This window comes from Pseudomonas sp. Pseusp9 (assembly GCF_059491265.1).
Genome location: NZ_CP168500.1, coordinates 1,912,536 through 1,926,235 on the forward strand (window position 1 = coordinate 1,912,536; position 13,700 = coordinate 1,926,235).

Here is a 13,700-nt window from a genome sequence, read left to right on the forward strand (position 1 = left end):
ACGGCCACGCGCAACTGCCGTTTCAACGCACCAGGCACGGCCGCTTGTTATCGAACTTCCAGCCGGGAACCAGGAACTGCATCGCCACGCTGTCATCCCGGGCGCCCAGGCCCATGCCTTTGTACAGGTCGTGAGCCTTGGCGACCTGATCCATGTCCAGTTCGACCCCCAGCCCCGGTTTCTGCGGCACCTGCACACAGCCGTCGACGATTTGCAGTGGGGCCTTGGTCAGGCGCTGGCCGTCCTGCCAGATCCAGTGAGTGTCGATGGCAGTGATCTCGCCCGGCGCGGCCGCTGCGACATGGGTGAACATCGCCAGGGAGATGTCGAAGTGGTTGTTGGAGTGCGAGCCCCAGGTCAGGCCCCATTCGTGGCACATCTGCGCCACGCGCACCGAACCTTGCAGGGTCCAGAAGTGCGGGTCGGCCAGGGGGATGTCAACCGACTGCAACTGGATCGCGTGGCCCATCTCCCGCCAGTCGGTGGCGATCATGTTGGTCGCGGTTTTCAAACCGGTGGCCCGACGGAATTCAGCCATGACTTCGCGTCCCGAGTAACCGTTTTCCGCCCCGCACGGGTCTTCGGCATAGGCCAGGACGCGATGCTGATCGCGGCACAGGCGGATGGCTTCTTTCAGTGACCAGGCACCATTGGGATCAAGGGTGATGCGCGCCTCGGGGAAGCGTTCGGCGAGGGCCGTGACCGCTTCGATTTCGGCATCGCCGCTGAGCACGCCGCCCTTGAGTTTGAAGTCCTTGAAACCGTAACGGGCGTGGGCTGCCTCGGCCAGTCGGACTACGGCATCGGCAGTCATGGCTTTTTCGTGACGCACGCGGAACCAGTCGTTGTCGGCGTCTGGCTCGCTGCGGTAGGCGAGGTCCGTTGCGTTGCGATCACCGACATAAAACAGATAACCGAGCATCTTCACTTCATCGCGTTGCTGGCCTTCGCCGAGCAGGGCGGCCACCGGCACGTCCAGGTGCTGGCCGAGCAGGTCGAGCAGTGCGGCTTCCAGGCCGGTGACTGCATGGATGGTGATGCGCAGGTCGAAGGTCTGCAGACCACGGCCACCGGCATCGCGGTCGGCGAAGGTCTGGCGTACCTGATTGAGAACTTTCTGATAGGTGCCAATCGGGCTGCCGACCACCAGGCTGCGTGCGTCTTCAAGGGTCTGGCGAATGCGTTCGCCCCCCGGCACTTCGCCGACGCCTGTGTGCCCGGCGTTGTCCTTGAGAATCACGATATTGCGAGTGAAAAACGGGCCGTGGGCGCCGCTCAGGTTGAGCAGCATGCCATCGTGGCCGGCCACCGGAACCACTTGCATGCTGGTGATGACCGGGGCTTTTGCGGAGTCTTGTGCGTTCATTTTGCAATCCTTGAAAGGCGGAGTTCAGGCGTGGTTGGGCATGGGTTTGCCCTGCGCCACGGCAGGTGCGGATTTCGGCGTGTTGCGGGCGGCAAACACGATGATGGCGGCGATGATCGAGGTCGCGGCCAGGCCGTACAGCCCGCCCTGGATGGAGCCGGTGTGCTCTTCGAGCAGGCCGAAGGTGGTTGGCGCAACGAAGCCGCCGAGGTTGCCCACCGAGTTGATCAGCGCGATGACGCCAGCGGCGATGCGTGCATCCAGATAGGCCTGGGGAATCGGCCAGAACAGGGACGAGGCCGATTTGAAGCCCAGTGCTGCAAAACAGATTGCAACGAAGGCCAAGACCGGCCCGCCGGTGGTGGACATGAACATCCCGGCAGCGGCGATCAGCAGGGCCGCGGCTACCCAGGCTTGCTGATGCTTCCACTTGGCCGACAGCGAAGCGAAGGCGTACATGCCGACAATCGACAGCAACCACGGAATCGAGTTGAACAGCCCGACCTGGATGTCACTCAGGTCGCCCATCTTCTTGATGATGCTCGGCAGCCAGAAGGTCGCGGCGTAGATGGTCAGCTGGATAAAGAAGTAGATCAGGCAGAACAGGATGATCTGGCGATCCTTGAGCAATTTGCCCAGTGACGGCTTGATCGGCGTAGCGGCTTCGCGGGCCAGTTGTTCGTCGTCGATGGCCTTGACCAGCGCGTCCTGCTCCTCACGGCTCAGCCATTTGGCATCGTGGGGCCTGGAGTCCAGCCAGAACCAGACGAACACGCACAGCCCCACCGAGAACATGCCCTCGATGAAGTACATCCATTGCCAGCCGTGCAGGCCCAGCCCTTCGATTTGCAGGAGCAAGCCGGACAGCGGGCCGGAGATCAGCGAGGCGACCGCCGAGCCACTGAGGAAAATGGCAATCGCCTTGCCACGCTCCGCGCCGGGCAACCAGCGGGTGAAGTAGTAGATCACCCCGGGGAAGAACCCGGCTTCGGCCACGCCCAGCAGAAAACGCAGGACGTAGAAGTGGGTTTCGTTCTGGATGAAGGCCATGCCCGCGGCGACCAGGCCCCAGGTCAGCATGATGCGGGTCAGCCAGATGCGCGCGCCGACTTTTTGCAGAAGGATGTTGGAGGGCACTTCGAACAGGGCATAACCGATGAAGAACAGGCCGGCACCGAGGCCGTAGGCGGCAGCGCCAATGCCCAGGTCATGTTCCATGTGGGCGCGGACGAAGCCGATGTTCACGCGATCGATGTAATTGACGATGAACATGATGACGAACAGCGGCAAGACGTGACGTTTGACTTTGGCGATGGCGGACTTCAGCGCTGAATTGGCGTCGTCGTGCATCCCGGAGATGGATGTATTCACTGCGTTTTCTCCCACTCGTTATTTTTATGCGGGGCAAGGCTGGGTGTTGCGTTGTTGCTAGACATCATACAACTAGATTTTTTCGTCGCGCAACCACGTTAATCCAACAAAATAACGCGTTTACAGAGATATTTTATTCCTTGAGGGATGTCTTCTGGCCTTTTTAACGACTGAATGTGGGCATGTTGTTGAGTGTTGTCATACAAGTTTGGCGAGATTTTTCAGGATTCCCGCCAAGCGCGGTGCTACGATTCGATAGCCCTGATTTCCGGACACCCTCATGCAAGACGACCTCGAAGCACCCGCTCGCAAGCGCAGCCACAACCTGGCCCATGACTTGGTGGAGAAGCTGACCCAGCGCATCCTGCTCGGCCAGATGTTGCCCGGCGACAAGTTGCCGTCGGAGAACGCCATCGTTCAGGAGCATGGGGTCAGTCGTACGGTGGTGCGTGAGGCGATCTCCAAGTTGCAGGCTTCGGGGCTGGTGGAAACCCGGCACGGCATTGGCACCTTTGTGATAGAACGCGCACCGGAGCAGGGGCTGCGGCTGAATGTCGACACGGCGTTGGGGGTGCGCAGCATTCTGGAGCTGCGCATGGGCCTGGAAACCCAGGCGGCCGCACTGGCGGCGACTCGCCGTACCGATCTGCAACTGGCGCAGATGCGTGAAGCGCTGGATGACTATCAAAGCCTGTTGGCCAACAACGACAGTTGTGTCGAGGCGGACCGGCGTTTTCATCTGCTGATCGCCGAAGCCACCGGCAACCTGTGCTTCACCGAAATCATGCAGCACCTGGGCAGTGCCATGATCCCGCGCACCCGGGTCAATGCCGCCGAGCGTGGTGCAGTGGACTTGAGCAAACTCGGCGAGTTGGCCAATCTCGAGCACGAGGCGATCCTCAATGCCATCAAGCGCCAGGACCCGGACGCGGCGCGGGCGGCCATGTGGCTGCACCTGACCAACAGTCGCGACCGGTTTTCGGCTAGCTGAGGTTGTCTGTTTTTCAGAAGCACCGAGTCATCGTTCTTCGCGAGCAGGCTCGCTCCCACAGGAGATGTGTAGTGTTCACATAATCAATGTGGGAGCGAGCCTGCTCGCGAAGACGTCAGTCCAGGCAGCAAAAAAACATGGATCAGACCCGAGCAACCTGAACAACCACAGCCCGCCGCTCCAGATTCAACGCCAGCACACTCGCCAACACCACCAACCCACCGACCACGATCATCAGTGTCGGCCGTTCGCCAAGCGCATAAGACGCAATCACCATCGCCGTCGGCGGCGTCAGATACAGGGTCATCGTTGCCCGACTCAAATCGACATGCGCCAGTACATAGGCCCAGGCCAGGTACGCCAGGGCACTCGGGAAAATCCCCAGGGTCAACACGGCGAACTGCACGTGCAGCGGCGCCAGGACGACCTGCTCCATAAGGCCGGGCAGAAAGATCAGCAACAGCGCCGTGCCGGACCACACCGTGTAACACACCAGCGTCAGCCCGTCGTAACGCCCGGTGTGATGTTTTTGCAGGGCGAAGTAGAGACTCCAGGACACCGCCGCCAGCAGGATCAGCAAGCCGTGGGCATCGAGGCTGCCCAGGCCATGATCGCCCGCCACCACAATCACCACGCCAAACAACCCGAGCAGCACACAACCCCAGCGCCACAGGCTTACCTGATCCTTGAACACAAAGCGCGCGATCAGCGTGCTGAACAGCGGCGTGGTCTGGGCCAGGACGCTCGAAGCGCCGGCGCTGACACCCTGTTGCCCGAAGTTGATCGCCACGTGGTGCAGGCTCACGGCAAAGAATCCCAGGCCGAATATCAGCGGCAGGTCGCGCAGGCTGGGCAGGCGGATGCCCTTGAATATCGCGACCACAGCCATGAACGCGGAGGCCAGCAGGAAGCGCAGGAGTGCCAGGTGCACGGGGTCGTAGGCTTGCAAGCCGATATGAATGCCGGTCGGGGAGTAGCCCCAGCACGTCACGACAAACGCCATGGCCAGGATGATTTTCCAGGGTGAAACGGGGGAGGGTGTGAGCGGTGTCATGGTCGTGCACCTGTAGGCGGATGCAGCGAGTATCAGAAAGCGCATCGTTCGCCACAACTGACTTATACTGCGTAAACCGTTCACTTTTGGTGATGTATGGAGCTGGCACAGATTCGCATGTTCAAGACCGTGGCCGAGGTCGGCAGCATCGCCCGTGCGGCCGAGGTGCTGCATTGCGTGCCGTCGAACATCACGGCGCGGATCAAGGCCCTTGAGGCCGAACTGGGTGTCGCGCTGTTTCTGCGCGAAGGACGAGGGCTGCGCATCAGCCCGTCGGGGCAGACCTTCCTGACCTACGCCTCGAAAATCCTTGCCCTCACCGCCGAGGCCAAGCGCGCCGTCGACCCTTCGGCCGAACCCTCCGGGCCGTTGCGCATCGGGGCCATCGAGTCGTCGGCCACCGGGCGTCTGCCGCGCCTGCTGGCGAAATTCCACAAGCGTTTCCCGCAGGTGGCGCTGGAACTGACCACAGGCACCTGGGCCCAGTTACTCGACGACACGCTCAATCACAAGCTCGACGGTGCAATTGTCGCGGTCGACGTCGAGCGTTCTCACCTCAAACGCACACCGATGTACCGCGAAGAGTTGCTGTTGATCGCTTCGACCTCCCTCGGGCCGCTGCACGACGTGACGGACCTGCAGGACAAGACGATGTTCCTTTGGCCTCAGGGCTGTCCGTACCGGGCGGCGATGGAGCATTGGTTATTGCGCAACGGGTTGGCGCTGCCGATTGTCAGCCTGGCCAGCTACGGCGCGATTGTCGGTTGCGTCAGCGCCGGGGCCGGCGTGGCGCTGGTGACTAAAGGGGTATTCGATCAATACGCCAAGGGCGCCGGGTGCGTGGCGTTCGAGTTTCCCGAATTGACGGCCATCGAGAGCCTGTTCTACTGGCACGAAAACGCCGGGGTGCACCCGGCGCGAGAGGCGTTTGTGGCGATGCTCCGCGAGGAGTTTGCCTGAAGCATTTCCCTGTAGGAGTGAGCCTGCTCGCGATAGCGGTGCATCAGTCACCCTCAACGTTGACTGATGCACCGCTATCGCGAGCAGGCTCACTCCTACAGGGGGAATAAGGTGGATTTGGAGATCAGGTCAGGCTGATATCGCGCATCAACAACCCGAACTCCAGCTCCACCGCATCCGGTATCGGCAGGTACACGGTGTGCCCATCGCCCGGTGCAACGTCGATCGCTTCACCCCTGGCGTTTTGCAACTGATGCAGATCGAAGTGGAAGTTGCCCTTGGGCGTCATCAGTTCCATGTGGTCGCCCAGGCCGAAGCGGTTCTTTACCTTGACCTCGGCCAGGCGATCTCGCCGCTCGCCGGTCAATTCACCAACAAACTGCTGCCGCTCCGACACTGAACTGCCGTTCTGGTAGTTCTGGTACTCGTCATGCACATGCCGACGCAGAAAACCTTCGGTGTAGCCGCGCTGGGCGAGGGACTCCAGGTCGGTCATCAGGCCGCGGTCGAAGGCCCGGCCCGCCACCGCGTCGTCGATGGCCCGGCGATAAACCTGGGTGGTGCGTGCGCAATAGAAATGGGATTTGGTCCGGCCTTCGATTTTCAGGGAGTGCACGCCCATGTGCGTCAGGCGTTCGACGTGTTGCACGGCGCGCAGGTCCTTGGCGTTCATGATGTAAGTGCCGTGTTCGTCTTCGAAGGCGGGCATCTGTTCGCCGGGACGGTTGGCTTCCTGCAACAGGAACACCTGATCGGTGGGCGCGCCGATGCCCAGGGTCGGTGCGGGTTCGAATGTCCGGACGATCTCGCCCAGCTGGTTTTCCGTGGCCGGCTGCGCCGTGTATTTCCAGCGACAGGCGTTGGTGCAGGTGCCTTGATTGGCATCGCGCCGGTTCATGTAGCCCGACAGCAGGCAGCGCCCGGAATAGGCCATGCACAACGCGCCGTGCACGAACACCTCCAGTTCCATGGCCGGCACTTGCTGGCGAATTTCGGCGATTTCCTCCAGCGACAGCTCCCGCGACAGGATGATCCGGCTCAAGCCTTGCTGCTGCCAGAACTCGACACTTGCCCAGTTCACCGTATTGGCCTGCACCGAAAGATGGATCGGCATCTGTGGATAGTGCCGGCGCACCAGCATGATCAGGCCGGGGTCGGACATGATCAGCGCATCCGGGGCCATGGCGATCACCGGTTCAAGGTCCTTGAGGAAGGTCTTGAGCTTGGCGTTGTGCGGCGCGATGTTCACCACCACGTAGAAGCGCTTGCCCTGGGCCTGTGCTTCGCGAATGCCAAGGGCCAGGTTGGCGTGGTCGAATTCGTTGTTGCGCACCCGCAGGCTGTAGCGCGGCTGGCCCGCGTACACGGCATCGGCGCCGTAAGCGAAGGCGTATCGCATGTTTTTCAGGGTGCCGGCGGGGGCGAGCAGTTCTGGCGTGGAGAGGTTCATGACGGAGTCGGTCGCAAAAGCCGACTAGGGTAAATGCCCTGTGTCAGGGATTTATTGACCTGGATCCATGTCTGCTCAACAAACCGATGGCACTCGCGCGAGCCACAGCGGACTAAACATCAGGGTGGAAGTTTTGCGTCCCGGCCGGCACGCAACGAACATCAACGAAACGCCCCTGCAGGACAAGTCGCTGACGATTTTGCCGGTGCTGGTCAGCGCTGCCTTCATCTGGATCTGCTGCCGTCCTGGGGTGCAGCTGCCTCAGGCGCTGAACCTGCCGGACTGGCCGGCGCCGATGCGTTGCGACAGTGCCTGGGCGGCGGGCAGCGAAGTGAGCGGACCGCTGATCTGCACGCCATCCTGCACCAGATACCAGCAGGCGAGCATGCCCAGCTCTCTGAGCTGTGCGGGGACGGCGCTGCCGATAACGGACATGATCTGAACCTGGGACATCAAAAGTACCTCCATCAAACTGTGGAGTCACTTTAAGGTCCGGGTGCCTTGAGGGGTAATCAACACTTTCGATAGTGGTCATTGATGCCAGCGGGGGCAAGCGACCGTTGGTCGGTCAGCTGACCACCTGATCGAGCATATGAACCACTTCCTGCTCGTTGAGCAGGCCCTTGCGCACCAGGCTTTGCGTCAGCAGCGAGAGAAACTTGGCGCTGCGATGACCTTCCAGGTGCTTGAGTTCGGTCAGTGCGTTGTAGACCTTGCTGGAGGTGCACAGACCGACGATGCGGTGCGGGTTTGCGTTGGCATGTGGTCGTCCTTGTTGTTATCAACCTGTTATCGACGGACAGCCCCGAGCTTGCGGAATTGTCATGACAAAAATATGACCGTTTTTCGCCGAGCGGCGGAAAACGGGTCAGTCCATCTTGCCCATTTTCACCGCGCGCACTGTTCCGATAGCGACCTTGGCAAGATTTTTCCAGACCGGCAACGACAAACGGGCATAAAAAAGCCCCGCTGTTTCAGCGGGGCTCGATGAGTCCGTTACCAGCGGCCGTAGTGATGGCCGTAGTAACCACGGGGTGGGCCGTAATAAACCGGTGGAGGGCCGTAGTAGACCGGTTGTTGCACATAAACCGGGGCCGGTTGGTAGTAAACCGGTGGCGGTGGTGCGTAATAGACCGGCGCAGGCTGGGCATAGACCGGTTGCGGTGTGACATAGACCGGGCGATTCGCGTTGATCAGGGCCGAGCCGACAATGGCAGTACCGACGATCGCGCCAAACACCGCCGGGCCTTGCCAGTAATTACCACCACCATGGGCTTGCGCCTGTCCTGCGATAGCAAGGGCGCCGATCAGCAAGGCTACTGTGGGGACTTTACGGATCATGATAGCTCCTCGGTTCTTCAGCCCGGCGCTTGTGTCTGCAATAGACCCAAGGATTGTCGCGGGGATACTTCTAAGACAGCGTTTTTTCGAAAATCGGCACGGCCATTGGGTAAATTTTGTGTAAGGTCTGTACCGACTTTCTTACCGACCCGTTCAAGTCCGTGTGAACAGGCTTATATGATCGGTCAGAACCCGATGGGGGGCTAATCCCGTCCATCCGAAAAGTGCATTTGAAGGAGCTTGCCCATGCAGATGAACCCCAACAAAGACACCCAGCTGTGCATGTCCCTTTCGGGGCGCCCCGGGAACTTTGGCCTGCGTTTTCATAATCATCTGTATGAACAGCTGGGCCTGAACTTTTACTACAAGGCCTTTGCCAGCCAGGACCTGCCAGGGGCCGTTGCCGGCATCCGAGCCCTGCGGATCCGTGGCTGTGGTGTGTCGATGCCGTTCAAGGAAGCCTGCATTGCCCTGGTCGATGAGCTCGACGCCTCTGCCGCCGCCATTCAATCGATCAACACCATCGTCAACACCGACGGTCATCTCAAGGCCTACAACACCGATTACATCGCTGTTGCCCAGTTGCTGGAAAAACACCAGGTGCCCAAGGACTCGACCTTTGCCTTGCGCGGCAGCGGCGGCATGGCCAAGGCCGTGGCGAGCGCCTTGCGCGATGGTGGGTATGAACGTGGCCTGATCGTGGCCCGCAACGAGCACGCCGGGCAGGCGCTGGCGCAGTCGTTGGGGTATGAGTGGCAAGCCGGGCTGGGCGATCGTCGCCCGCAGATGCTGGTCAACGTCACCCCGATCGGCATGACGGGAGGGCCGGAGGCTGAGCAACTGGCGTTTGAGCCTGAAGTGATCGAAAAAGCGGAAACTGTGTTCGATGTGGTGGCGATCCCCTCGGAAACACCGCTGATCGTGCATGCTCGCGCAGAAGGCAAGCGGGTCATTACCGGCCTGGAGGTGATCGCCATCCAGGCACTGGAGCAATTTGTGCTCTATACCGGCGTCCGCCCGACAGACGAGCAATTCCAAAAGGCAGTTGCGTTTGCCCGCAGCTAGGAGGTGTCCATGCATCCGCCCATTGTCAATCTGGATTCGGTCGAGCTTGAGTCGTTGCCCGAAGCGTTTGCGCCGACGGGTGAAACCGCCGGTCGCTATCAACAGCGTCTGGCCCGTGTCGGTCAGCAATTGGGGGCGCAAAAGCTCGGTTACCGCTTGTATGTGCTGGAGCCAGGCATGCGTGGCAGCCCGTTTCACAGTCATCGGGTCAATGAGGAGATGTTCTACGTCGTGGCCGGGCAAGGGCAAGTCCGCCTGGGATCGGAACGTTTTCCAATCCGCGCCGGTGATGTGATCGCCTGCCCGCCGGGCGGGCCTGAAAAGGCGCACCAGATCATCAATACCAGCAACGGCGAGTTGCGCTACCTGGCCGTCAGCACCCAGCAATCCCCGGAGATCTGTGAATACCCCGATTCCGGCAAATACGCCGTGATGGATGACTTCAAGGTGGATGCCGAGGGGAATGCCTCGGGTTTTGTGGCGGTGGCCCGCCAGGCCGATGGGGTGGATTACTGGGACGGCGAGTAGGCCTTGTAGGAGCGAGCCTGCTCGCGATGGACGTCAACGATAACGCGTGCTGTCTGAATGAGACGCGTCGTCTGGACGTTTTTCGCGAGCAGGCTCGCTCCTACAGGTTTTGTGTCCATCACAATTGCCGGTGAGTCCACGATCCACATTGGGATCTCTGTAGCCGGATTATTCCAGCCGCGCCAAACGCTCTTCCAGCGCCGCAATCCGCGCTTCCAGTTCTTCGATCCGTTCAATCGAAACCCCGCCACCGCCACGCTCGGCCGGGTTGTTCCGTGCCGCCATGATCGCCTCGATATCCGCCGGGTCGCCCAAGGCGTGGGTATAGCGGTCTTCGCGCTGGCCGGCCTGACGCGCAATCAGCACAGCCAGGCCCCGGGCGATCAGGCGTTCGAGTTGATGCACGACCTGTTCGGCATCTTCGAATTCATGCATGCGGCCGCTGCGGGTCAGCAGTTCATTGACGGTCTGCGGGCCGCGCAGAAACATCAGCCCGGTCAGGATGACCTGTGCCGGCACCAGTTCCAGGGCCTTGTCGACCTTGTGCTCCCAGCGGTCGGCGCGGGTGCCCATCACCAGTTTGGCGAAGCCGCGCCCTTCGAGGGCACGCAGGCTCTGGCCGACCTGGCCTGGCGTGAGGTTCATCACCGGCTCGCGGCTGGTTTTCTGGTTGCAGGCAATCACCAGGGCATTGAGGGTCAGGGGATAGGTTTCCGGGCTGGTGGCCTGTTTCTCGATCAACGAGCCCAGAATGCGGATTTCCGTAGTATTGAGCCGGGGCTCATCGAAAGTCGTCTCTTGCTCATCGCTCATGGTTCTGCGTCCTTACCCGATTCATGTTTTTCACTTGCGTGGGTGCACTTTAGATGGGCAGGCGCCAAGCGCAACAGAATTTGCTGTGTCATCTGCGCAATGATGACAAAAAGTGTATGAAATATTAACGCCATTTTTACAATTGGCCGGGCACCGTATGCGGGGTCGCGCGCGAGTGCGTCCATCAGGGCGGGTATTGTTGGCGTCATCGCCCTGAACAGCTGAACCCTGCATCGAGTCGGCCGGTGTACTACACCTTCATTCGCCTCTGATAAAAGAAATCCAATAAAGGCGAGAGTGACTCCATGAGCCAAGACCTTTTTGTATCCGTACTGATTCCCGCCAAGAACGAAGCGAACAACCTCAAGCCTTTGCTTGAGGAAATCCGCGTGGCGCTGGCCGATGAATCCTACGAAATCATCGTCGTCGACGATGGCAGCACCGATGCGACCCTGCAGGAGTTGCGGCAGATGCGCCACGACGGCCTCAACACCCTGCGCATCCTCCATCACGAGCGCTCGCTGGGGCAGAGCACCTCGCTGTACCACGCGGCACGGGAGGCTCGCGGGCAATGGCTGGCGACCCTCGACGGCGACGGCCAGAACGACCCGGCGGACATTCCCGGCATGCTCGCGCTGGTGCGCGGCGAACCGGGCCAGGTCGATGTGCAGCTGGTTGCCGGGCACCGGGTCAATCGCCGCGACACCGCGAGCAAACGCTACGCCTCGCGTTTCGCCAACAACCTGCGCCGGCGCCTGCTCAAGGACTCGACCCCGGACACCGGTTGCGGCCTGAAGCTGATCGAGCGCGCGGCGTTCCTGCGCCTGCCGTACTTCGACCACATGCATCGCTATATTCCGGCGCTGATCCAGCGCCATAACGGGCGCATGATCGTGCACCCGGTCAACCACCGGCCGCGCACGGCCGGGGTGTCGAAATACGGCAACATCGACCGCGCACTGGTCGGCATTCTCGATTTGTTCGGAGTCTGGTGGCTGATCAAGCGCACGCGGCTGAACACCATTGCCCAGGAGATCGAAGGATGAACCTCTCCCGCGAAACCTTGTGGTTGATCGTCGGTTTTGCGGGGCAGATCGCCTTTACCGGGCGCTTTGTCCTGCAGTGGCTGTACAGCGAGTACAAGAAACGCAGCGTGATCCCGGTGAGCTTCTGGTACCTGAGCATCGTCGGCAGCACCTTGCTGCTCGCCTATGCCATTTACCGCGAAGACCCGGTGTTCATCGCCGGTCAGGCGTTTGGCTCCATTGTCTATTTTCGCAACCTGCAGTTGATTGCCAAAAGCAGAAGCCTGAAGGAGTAGGTCATGCGCGGATCGTTATCGACCCGAAATATTACGCTGCTCGTGGTTATCGCGATGGCGTTGCTGTTTTTCTGGGGGCTGGGCAGCTTACCGTTCCTGAGTGTCAACGAGGCCCGCCGCGCCGTTACCGTGCGCGAAATGCGCGAGGCAGGCAGCTGGCTGCTGCCTTACATGAACGGCGACCTGTACCTGTCCAAGCCGCCGTTTTTCTATTGGGCCGGCCTGGTTTCAACGGCGGTGCTGGGTAGCTTGTCCGAGTGGAGCGTGCGTCTGCCTTCGGCGCTGGCCGCCGCCTTGTGCTGTTTCGGCACCTATCTGTATGGCGTTCGGCAGGCGGGGCGGCAGGTCGGCTTGTTCGCCGTGGTGTTCCTGGCCGCGAACGGTGCCTTCAGCCTGTTCGCCCGGCGCTCGGAAATCGAAATGCTGTTGACCCTGCTGTGCTTCGGTGCATTGCTGGCGGCCTGGCAGTTCATCTTCCAGCAAGGTCGGGTCTTCTGGAGTCGGTTGAGTTATGTGCTGCTGGGCTGCGCGCTGCTGACCAAAGGGCCGGTTTGCCTGTTGTGGGTGACGGCGCCGATCCTGGCCTATGCCTTGATCTACCGTGATGCCCGGGCCAAGGCTTATCTGTGCGACGGTTGGGGCTGGCTGATGGCCGTGGTGCTGGGCGGTTCCTGGTATTTGGCGGTATCGGTGACTCAAGGCTGGGGGATCTGGGCGTCGATCATCAGCGAAGACATCATGAACAAGATCGACGGGCAGGGCGCCGAGGCCTGGTACGCCTATCTGTTGTACCTGGCCGGTGATTTCTTCCCGTTCTGGCTGATCGTGTTCGTACAGCCGCGCAAGTTCTGGGCAATGATCCGCTCGCGGCGCGAGGCGGCCATGCTGTTGTGCTGCAGCCTGTTGCCGCTGCTGGTGTTTTCCCTGTTCACTGAAAAGCATGGCAAGTACCTGTTGCCGATTTATCCGTCGATGGCGTTGCTGTTGGCGATGCACTGGACGGCGGTGCTCGATGACCTCAAGGGGCGTTGGCGCACGATCCTGGCCGTTGTGCCCTACGTGATGCTGGCCGGGTTCGTGGTGTTCTACATGTTCGTCGAAGCGCGGGTGTTGTCGCACCGGGTCGGTGGCCTTGAGCAGGTTGCCACGCTGGCCAACGGGCAGCCTGGGCAGAAGGCTTATACCCTCGGTGAGCCGGATATCCGTCTGGTCTATTACATGGGCCGGCCGGTGGCGCCGCTGACGGTGGCGCAGTTGCAGTCCGAGTCCCGTCCGGCGGGGTTGCTGTTGGTGCAAGAACCCCTCGAACCGCAATTGCAGAACCTGGCGACATGCCAGGTCGGTGAAATCAGCCCGTACCTGAAACCGGACCGTTCAGCGCTGCTCGTGCGCATGGGGGGCGACTGCCGCTGATCGGCTTCCCGGCCGAACCCACACGCC

The 13,700-nt window shown here is 61.0% G+C and carries 14 protein-coding genes; 7 read left to right on the forward strand and 7 right to left on the reverse strand.

Going from position 1 to position 13,700, the window contains the following annotated elements; all coding sequences use genetic code 11:
* Nucleotides 1–22: 22 nt before the first annotated feature.
* Together gudD and ACEN8E_RS08695 are read right to left on the reverse strand one after the other, a co-directional pair.
* Nucleotides 23–1,366 carry a glucarate dehydratase gene (gene gudD, locus ACEN8E_RS08690; protein ID WP_495592248.1) on the reverse strand — a complete coding sequence of 448 codons (1,344 nt, stop codon included), beginning with the start codon at nucleotides 1,364–1,366 and terminating at the stop codon, nucleotides 23–25.
* Between the two features lie 24 nt (nucleotides 1,367–1,390).
* Nucleotides 1,391–2,737 carry an MFS transporter gene (locus ACEN8E_RS08695; protein WP_495592249.1) on the reverse strand — a complete coding sequence of 449 codons (1,347 nt, stop codon included), beginning with the start codon at nucleotides 2,735–2,737 and terminating at the stop codon, nucleotides 1,391–1,393.
* A gap of 280 nt (nucleotides 2,738–3,017) precedes the next feature.
* Here ACEN8E_RS08695 and ACEN8E_RS08700 point away from each other — a divergent pair, with 280 nt between their 5' ends.
* Nucleotides 3,018–3,728 carry a FadR/GntR family transcriptional regulator gene (locus ACEN8E_RS08700; RefSeq protein WP_495592250.1) on the forward strand — a complete coding sequence of 237 codons (711 nt, stop codon included), beginning with the start codon at nucleotides 3,018–3,020 and terminating at the stop codon, nucleotides 3,726–3,728.
* 142 nt (nucleotides 3,729–3,870) lie between these two features.
* Here the strand turns inward: ACEN8E_RS08700 and ACEN8E_RS08705 are convergent, their stop codons facing one another.
* On the reverse strand, nucleotides 3,871–4,782 hold the full coding sequence (locus tag ACEN8E_RS08705; RefSeq protein ID WP_495592251.1) for a DMT family transporter: 912 nt from the start codon (nucleotides 4,780–4,782) through the stop codon (nucleotides 3,871–3,873).
* 96 nt (nucleotides 4,783–4,878) lie between these two features.
* Between ACEN8E_RS08705 and ACEN8E_RS08710 the strand changes: the two genes are divergently transcribed.
* On the forward strand, nucleotides 4,879–5,742 hold the full coding sequence (locus tag ACEN8E_RS08710; RefSeq protein ID WP_495592252.1) for a LysR family transcriptional regulator: 864 nt from the start codon (nucleotides 4,879–4,881) through the stop codon (nucleotides 5,740–5,742).
* A gap of 124 nt (nucleotides 5,743–5,866) precedes the next feature.
* Here ACEN8E_RS08710 and trhP read toward each other — a convergent pair whose 3' ends face one another.
* From trhP to ACEN8E_RS08725, 3 genes are all read right to left on the reverse strand, one after another.
* Nucleotides 5,867–7,192, reverse strand: a complete 1,326-nt coding sequence (trhP, locus tag ACEN8E_RS08715) for a prephenate-dependent tRNA uridine(34) hydroxylase TrhP (RefSeq protein WP_495592253.1) — start codon at nucleotides 7,190–7,192, stop codon at nucleotides 5,867–5,869.
* A gap of 261 nt (nucleotides 7,193–7,453) precedes the next feature.
* Entirely contained in the window at nucleotides 7,454–7,645 is a 192-nt protein-coding gene (locus ACEN8E_RS08720) for a hypothetical protein (protein WP_495592254.1), read from the reverse strand.
* A gap of 543 nt (nucleotides 7,646–8,188) precedes the next feature.
* Nucleotides 8,189–8,533 carry a hypothetical protein gene (locus ACEN8E_RS08725; protein WP_495592255.1) on the reverse strand — a complete coding sequence of 115 codons (345 nt, stop codon included), beginning with the start codon at nucleotides 8,531–8,533 and terminating at the stop codon, nucleotides 8,189–8,191.
* Nucleotides 8,534–8,779: 246 nt separating this feature from the next.
* Between ACEN8E_RS08725 and ACEN8E_RS08730 the strand changes: the two genes are divergently transcribed.
* Both ACEN8E_RS08730 and ACEN8E_RS08735 read left to right on the forward strand, forming a co-directional pair.
* Complete coding sequence (locus ACEN8E_RS08730; RefSeq protein ID WP_495592256.1) at nucleotides 8,780–9,598, forward strand: shikimate 5-dehydrogenase; 819 nt, start codon at nucleotides 8,780–8,782, stop codon at nucleotides 9,596–9,598.
* 9 nt (nucleotides 9,599–9,607) lie between these two features.
* Complete coding sequence (locus ACEN8E_RS08735; protein WP_495592257.1) at nucleotides 9,608–10,126, forward strand: cupin domain-containing protein; 519 nt, start codon at nucleotides 9,608–9,610, stop codon at nucleotides 10,124–10,126.
* Nucleotides 10,127–10,294: 168 nt separating this feature from the next.
* Here ACEN8E_RS08735 and ACEN8E_RS08740 read toward each other — a convergent pair whose 3' ends face one another.
* Entirely contained in the window at nucleotides 10,295–10,939 is a 645-nt protein-coding gene (locus ACEN8E_RS08740; RefSeq protein WP_495592258.1) for a YceH family protein, read from the reverse strand.
* A 305-nt stretch (nucleotides 10,940–11,244) separates the two neighbouring features.
* Between ACEN8E_RS08740 and ACEN8E_RS08745 the strand changes: the two genes are divergently transcribed.
* Genes ACEN8E_RS08745 through ACEN8E_RS08755 form a run of 3 tightly spaced genes read left to right on the forward strand, consistent with a single transcriptional unit; the run spans nucleotide 11,245 to nucleotide 13,673 of the window.
* Nucleotides 11,245–11,985, forward strand: a complete 741-nt coding sequence (locus tag ACEN8E_RS08745) for a glycosyltransferase family 2 protein (protein ID WP_495592259.1) — start codon at nucleotides 11,245–11,247, stop codon at nucleotides 11,983–11,985.
* Nucleotides 11,982–12,260, forward strand: coding sequence for a lipid-A-disaccharide synthase N-terminal domain-containing protein (locus tag ACEN8E_RS08750; protein ID WP_495592260.1), 279 nt, complete (start codon nucleotides 11,982–11,984; stop codon nucleotides 12,258–12,260). Before ACEN8E_RS08745 ends, ACEN8E_RS08750 begins: the two co-directional genes overlap by 4 nt.
* A 3-nt stretch (nucleotides 12,261–12,263) precedes the next feature.
* Nucleotides 12,264–13,673, forward strand: coding sequence for an ArnT family glycosyltransferase (locus tag ACEN8E_RS08755; protein ID WP_495592261.1), 1,410 nt, complete (start codon nucleotides 12,264–12,266; stop codon nucleotides 13,671–13,673).
* Nucleotides 13,674–13,700 lie beyond the last annotated feature (27 nt).

Excerpts from the sequence above, each read along its gene's own strand:
- gudD (WP_495592248.1), bottom strand. The coding sequence starts at position 1,366 with ATGAACGCACAAGACTCCGCAAAAGCCCCGGTCATCACCAGCATGCAA.
- ACEN8E_RS08700 (WP_495592250.1), top strand. The coding sequence starts at position 3,018 with ATGCAAGACGACCTCGAAGCACCCGCTCGCAAGCGCAGCCACAACCTG.
- ACEN8E_RS08705 (WP_495592251.1), bottom strand. The coding sequence starts at position 4,782 with ATGACACCGCTCACACCCTCCCCCGTTTCACCCTGGAAAATCATCCTG.
- ACEN8E_RS08710 (WP_495592252.1), top strand. The coding sequence starts at position 4,879 with ATGGAGCTGGCACAGATTCGCATGTTCAAGACCGTGGCCGAGGTCGGC.
- trhP (WP_495592253.1), bottom strand. The coding sequence starts at position 7,192 with ATGAACCTCTCCACGCCAGAACTGCTCGCCCCCGCCGGCACCCTGAAA.
- ACEN8E_RS08720 (WP_495592254.1), bottom strand. The coding sequence starts at position 7,645 with ATGTCCCAGGTTCAGATCATGTCCGTTATCGGCAGCGCCGTCCCCGCA.
- ACEN8E_RS08725 (WP_495592255.1), bottom strand. The coding sequence starts at position 8,533 with ATGATCCGTAAAGTCCCCACAGTAGCCTTGCTGATCGGCGCCCTTGCT.
- ACEN8E_RS08730 (WP_495592256.1), top strand. The coding sequence starts at position 8,780 with ATGCAGATGAACCCCAACAAAGACACCCAGCTGTGCATGTCCCTTTCG.
- ACEN8E_RS08735 (WP_495592257.1), top strand. The coding sequence starts at position 9,608 with ATGCATCCGCCCATTGTCAATCTGGATTCGGTCGAGCTTGAGTCGTTG.
- ACEN8E_RS08740 (WP_495592258.1), bottom strand. The coding sequence starts at position 10,939 with ATGAGCGATGAGCAAGAGACGACTTTCGATGAGCCCCGGCTCAATACT.
- ACEN8E_RS08745 (WP_495592259.1), top strand. The coding sequence starts at position 11,245 with ATGAGCCAAGACCTTTTTGTATCCGTACTGATTCCCGCCAAGAACGAA.
- ACEN8E_RS08750 (WP_495592260.1), top strand. The coding sequence starts at position 11,982 with ATGAACCTCTCCCGCGAAACCTTGTGGTTGATCGTCGGTTTTGCGGGG.
- ACEN8E_RS08755 (WP_495592261.1), top strand. The coding sequence starts at position 12,264 with ATGCGCGGATCGTTATCGACCCGAAATATTACGCTGCTCGTGGTTATC.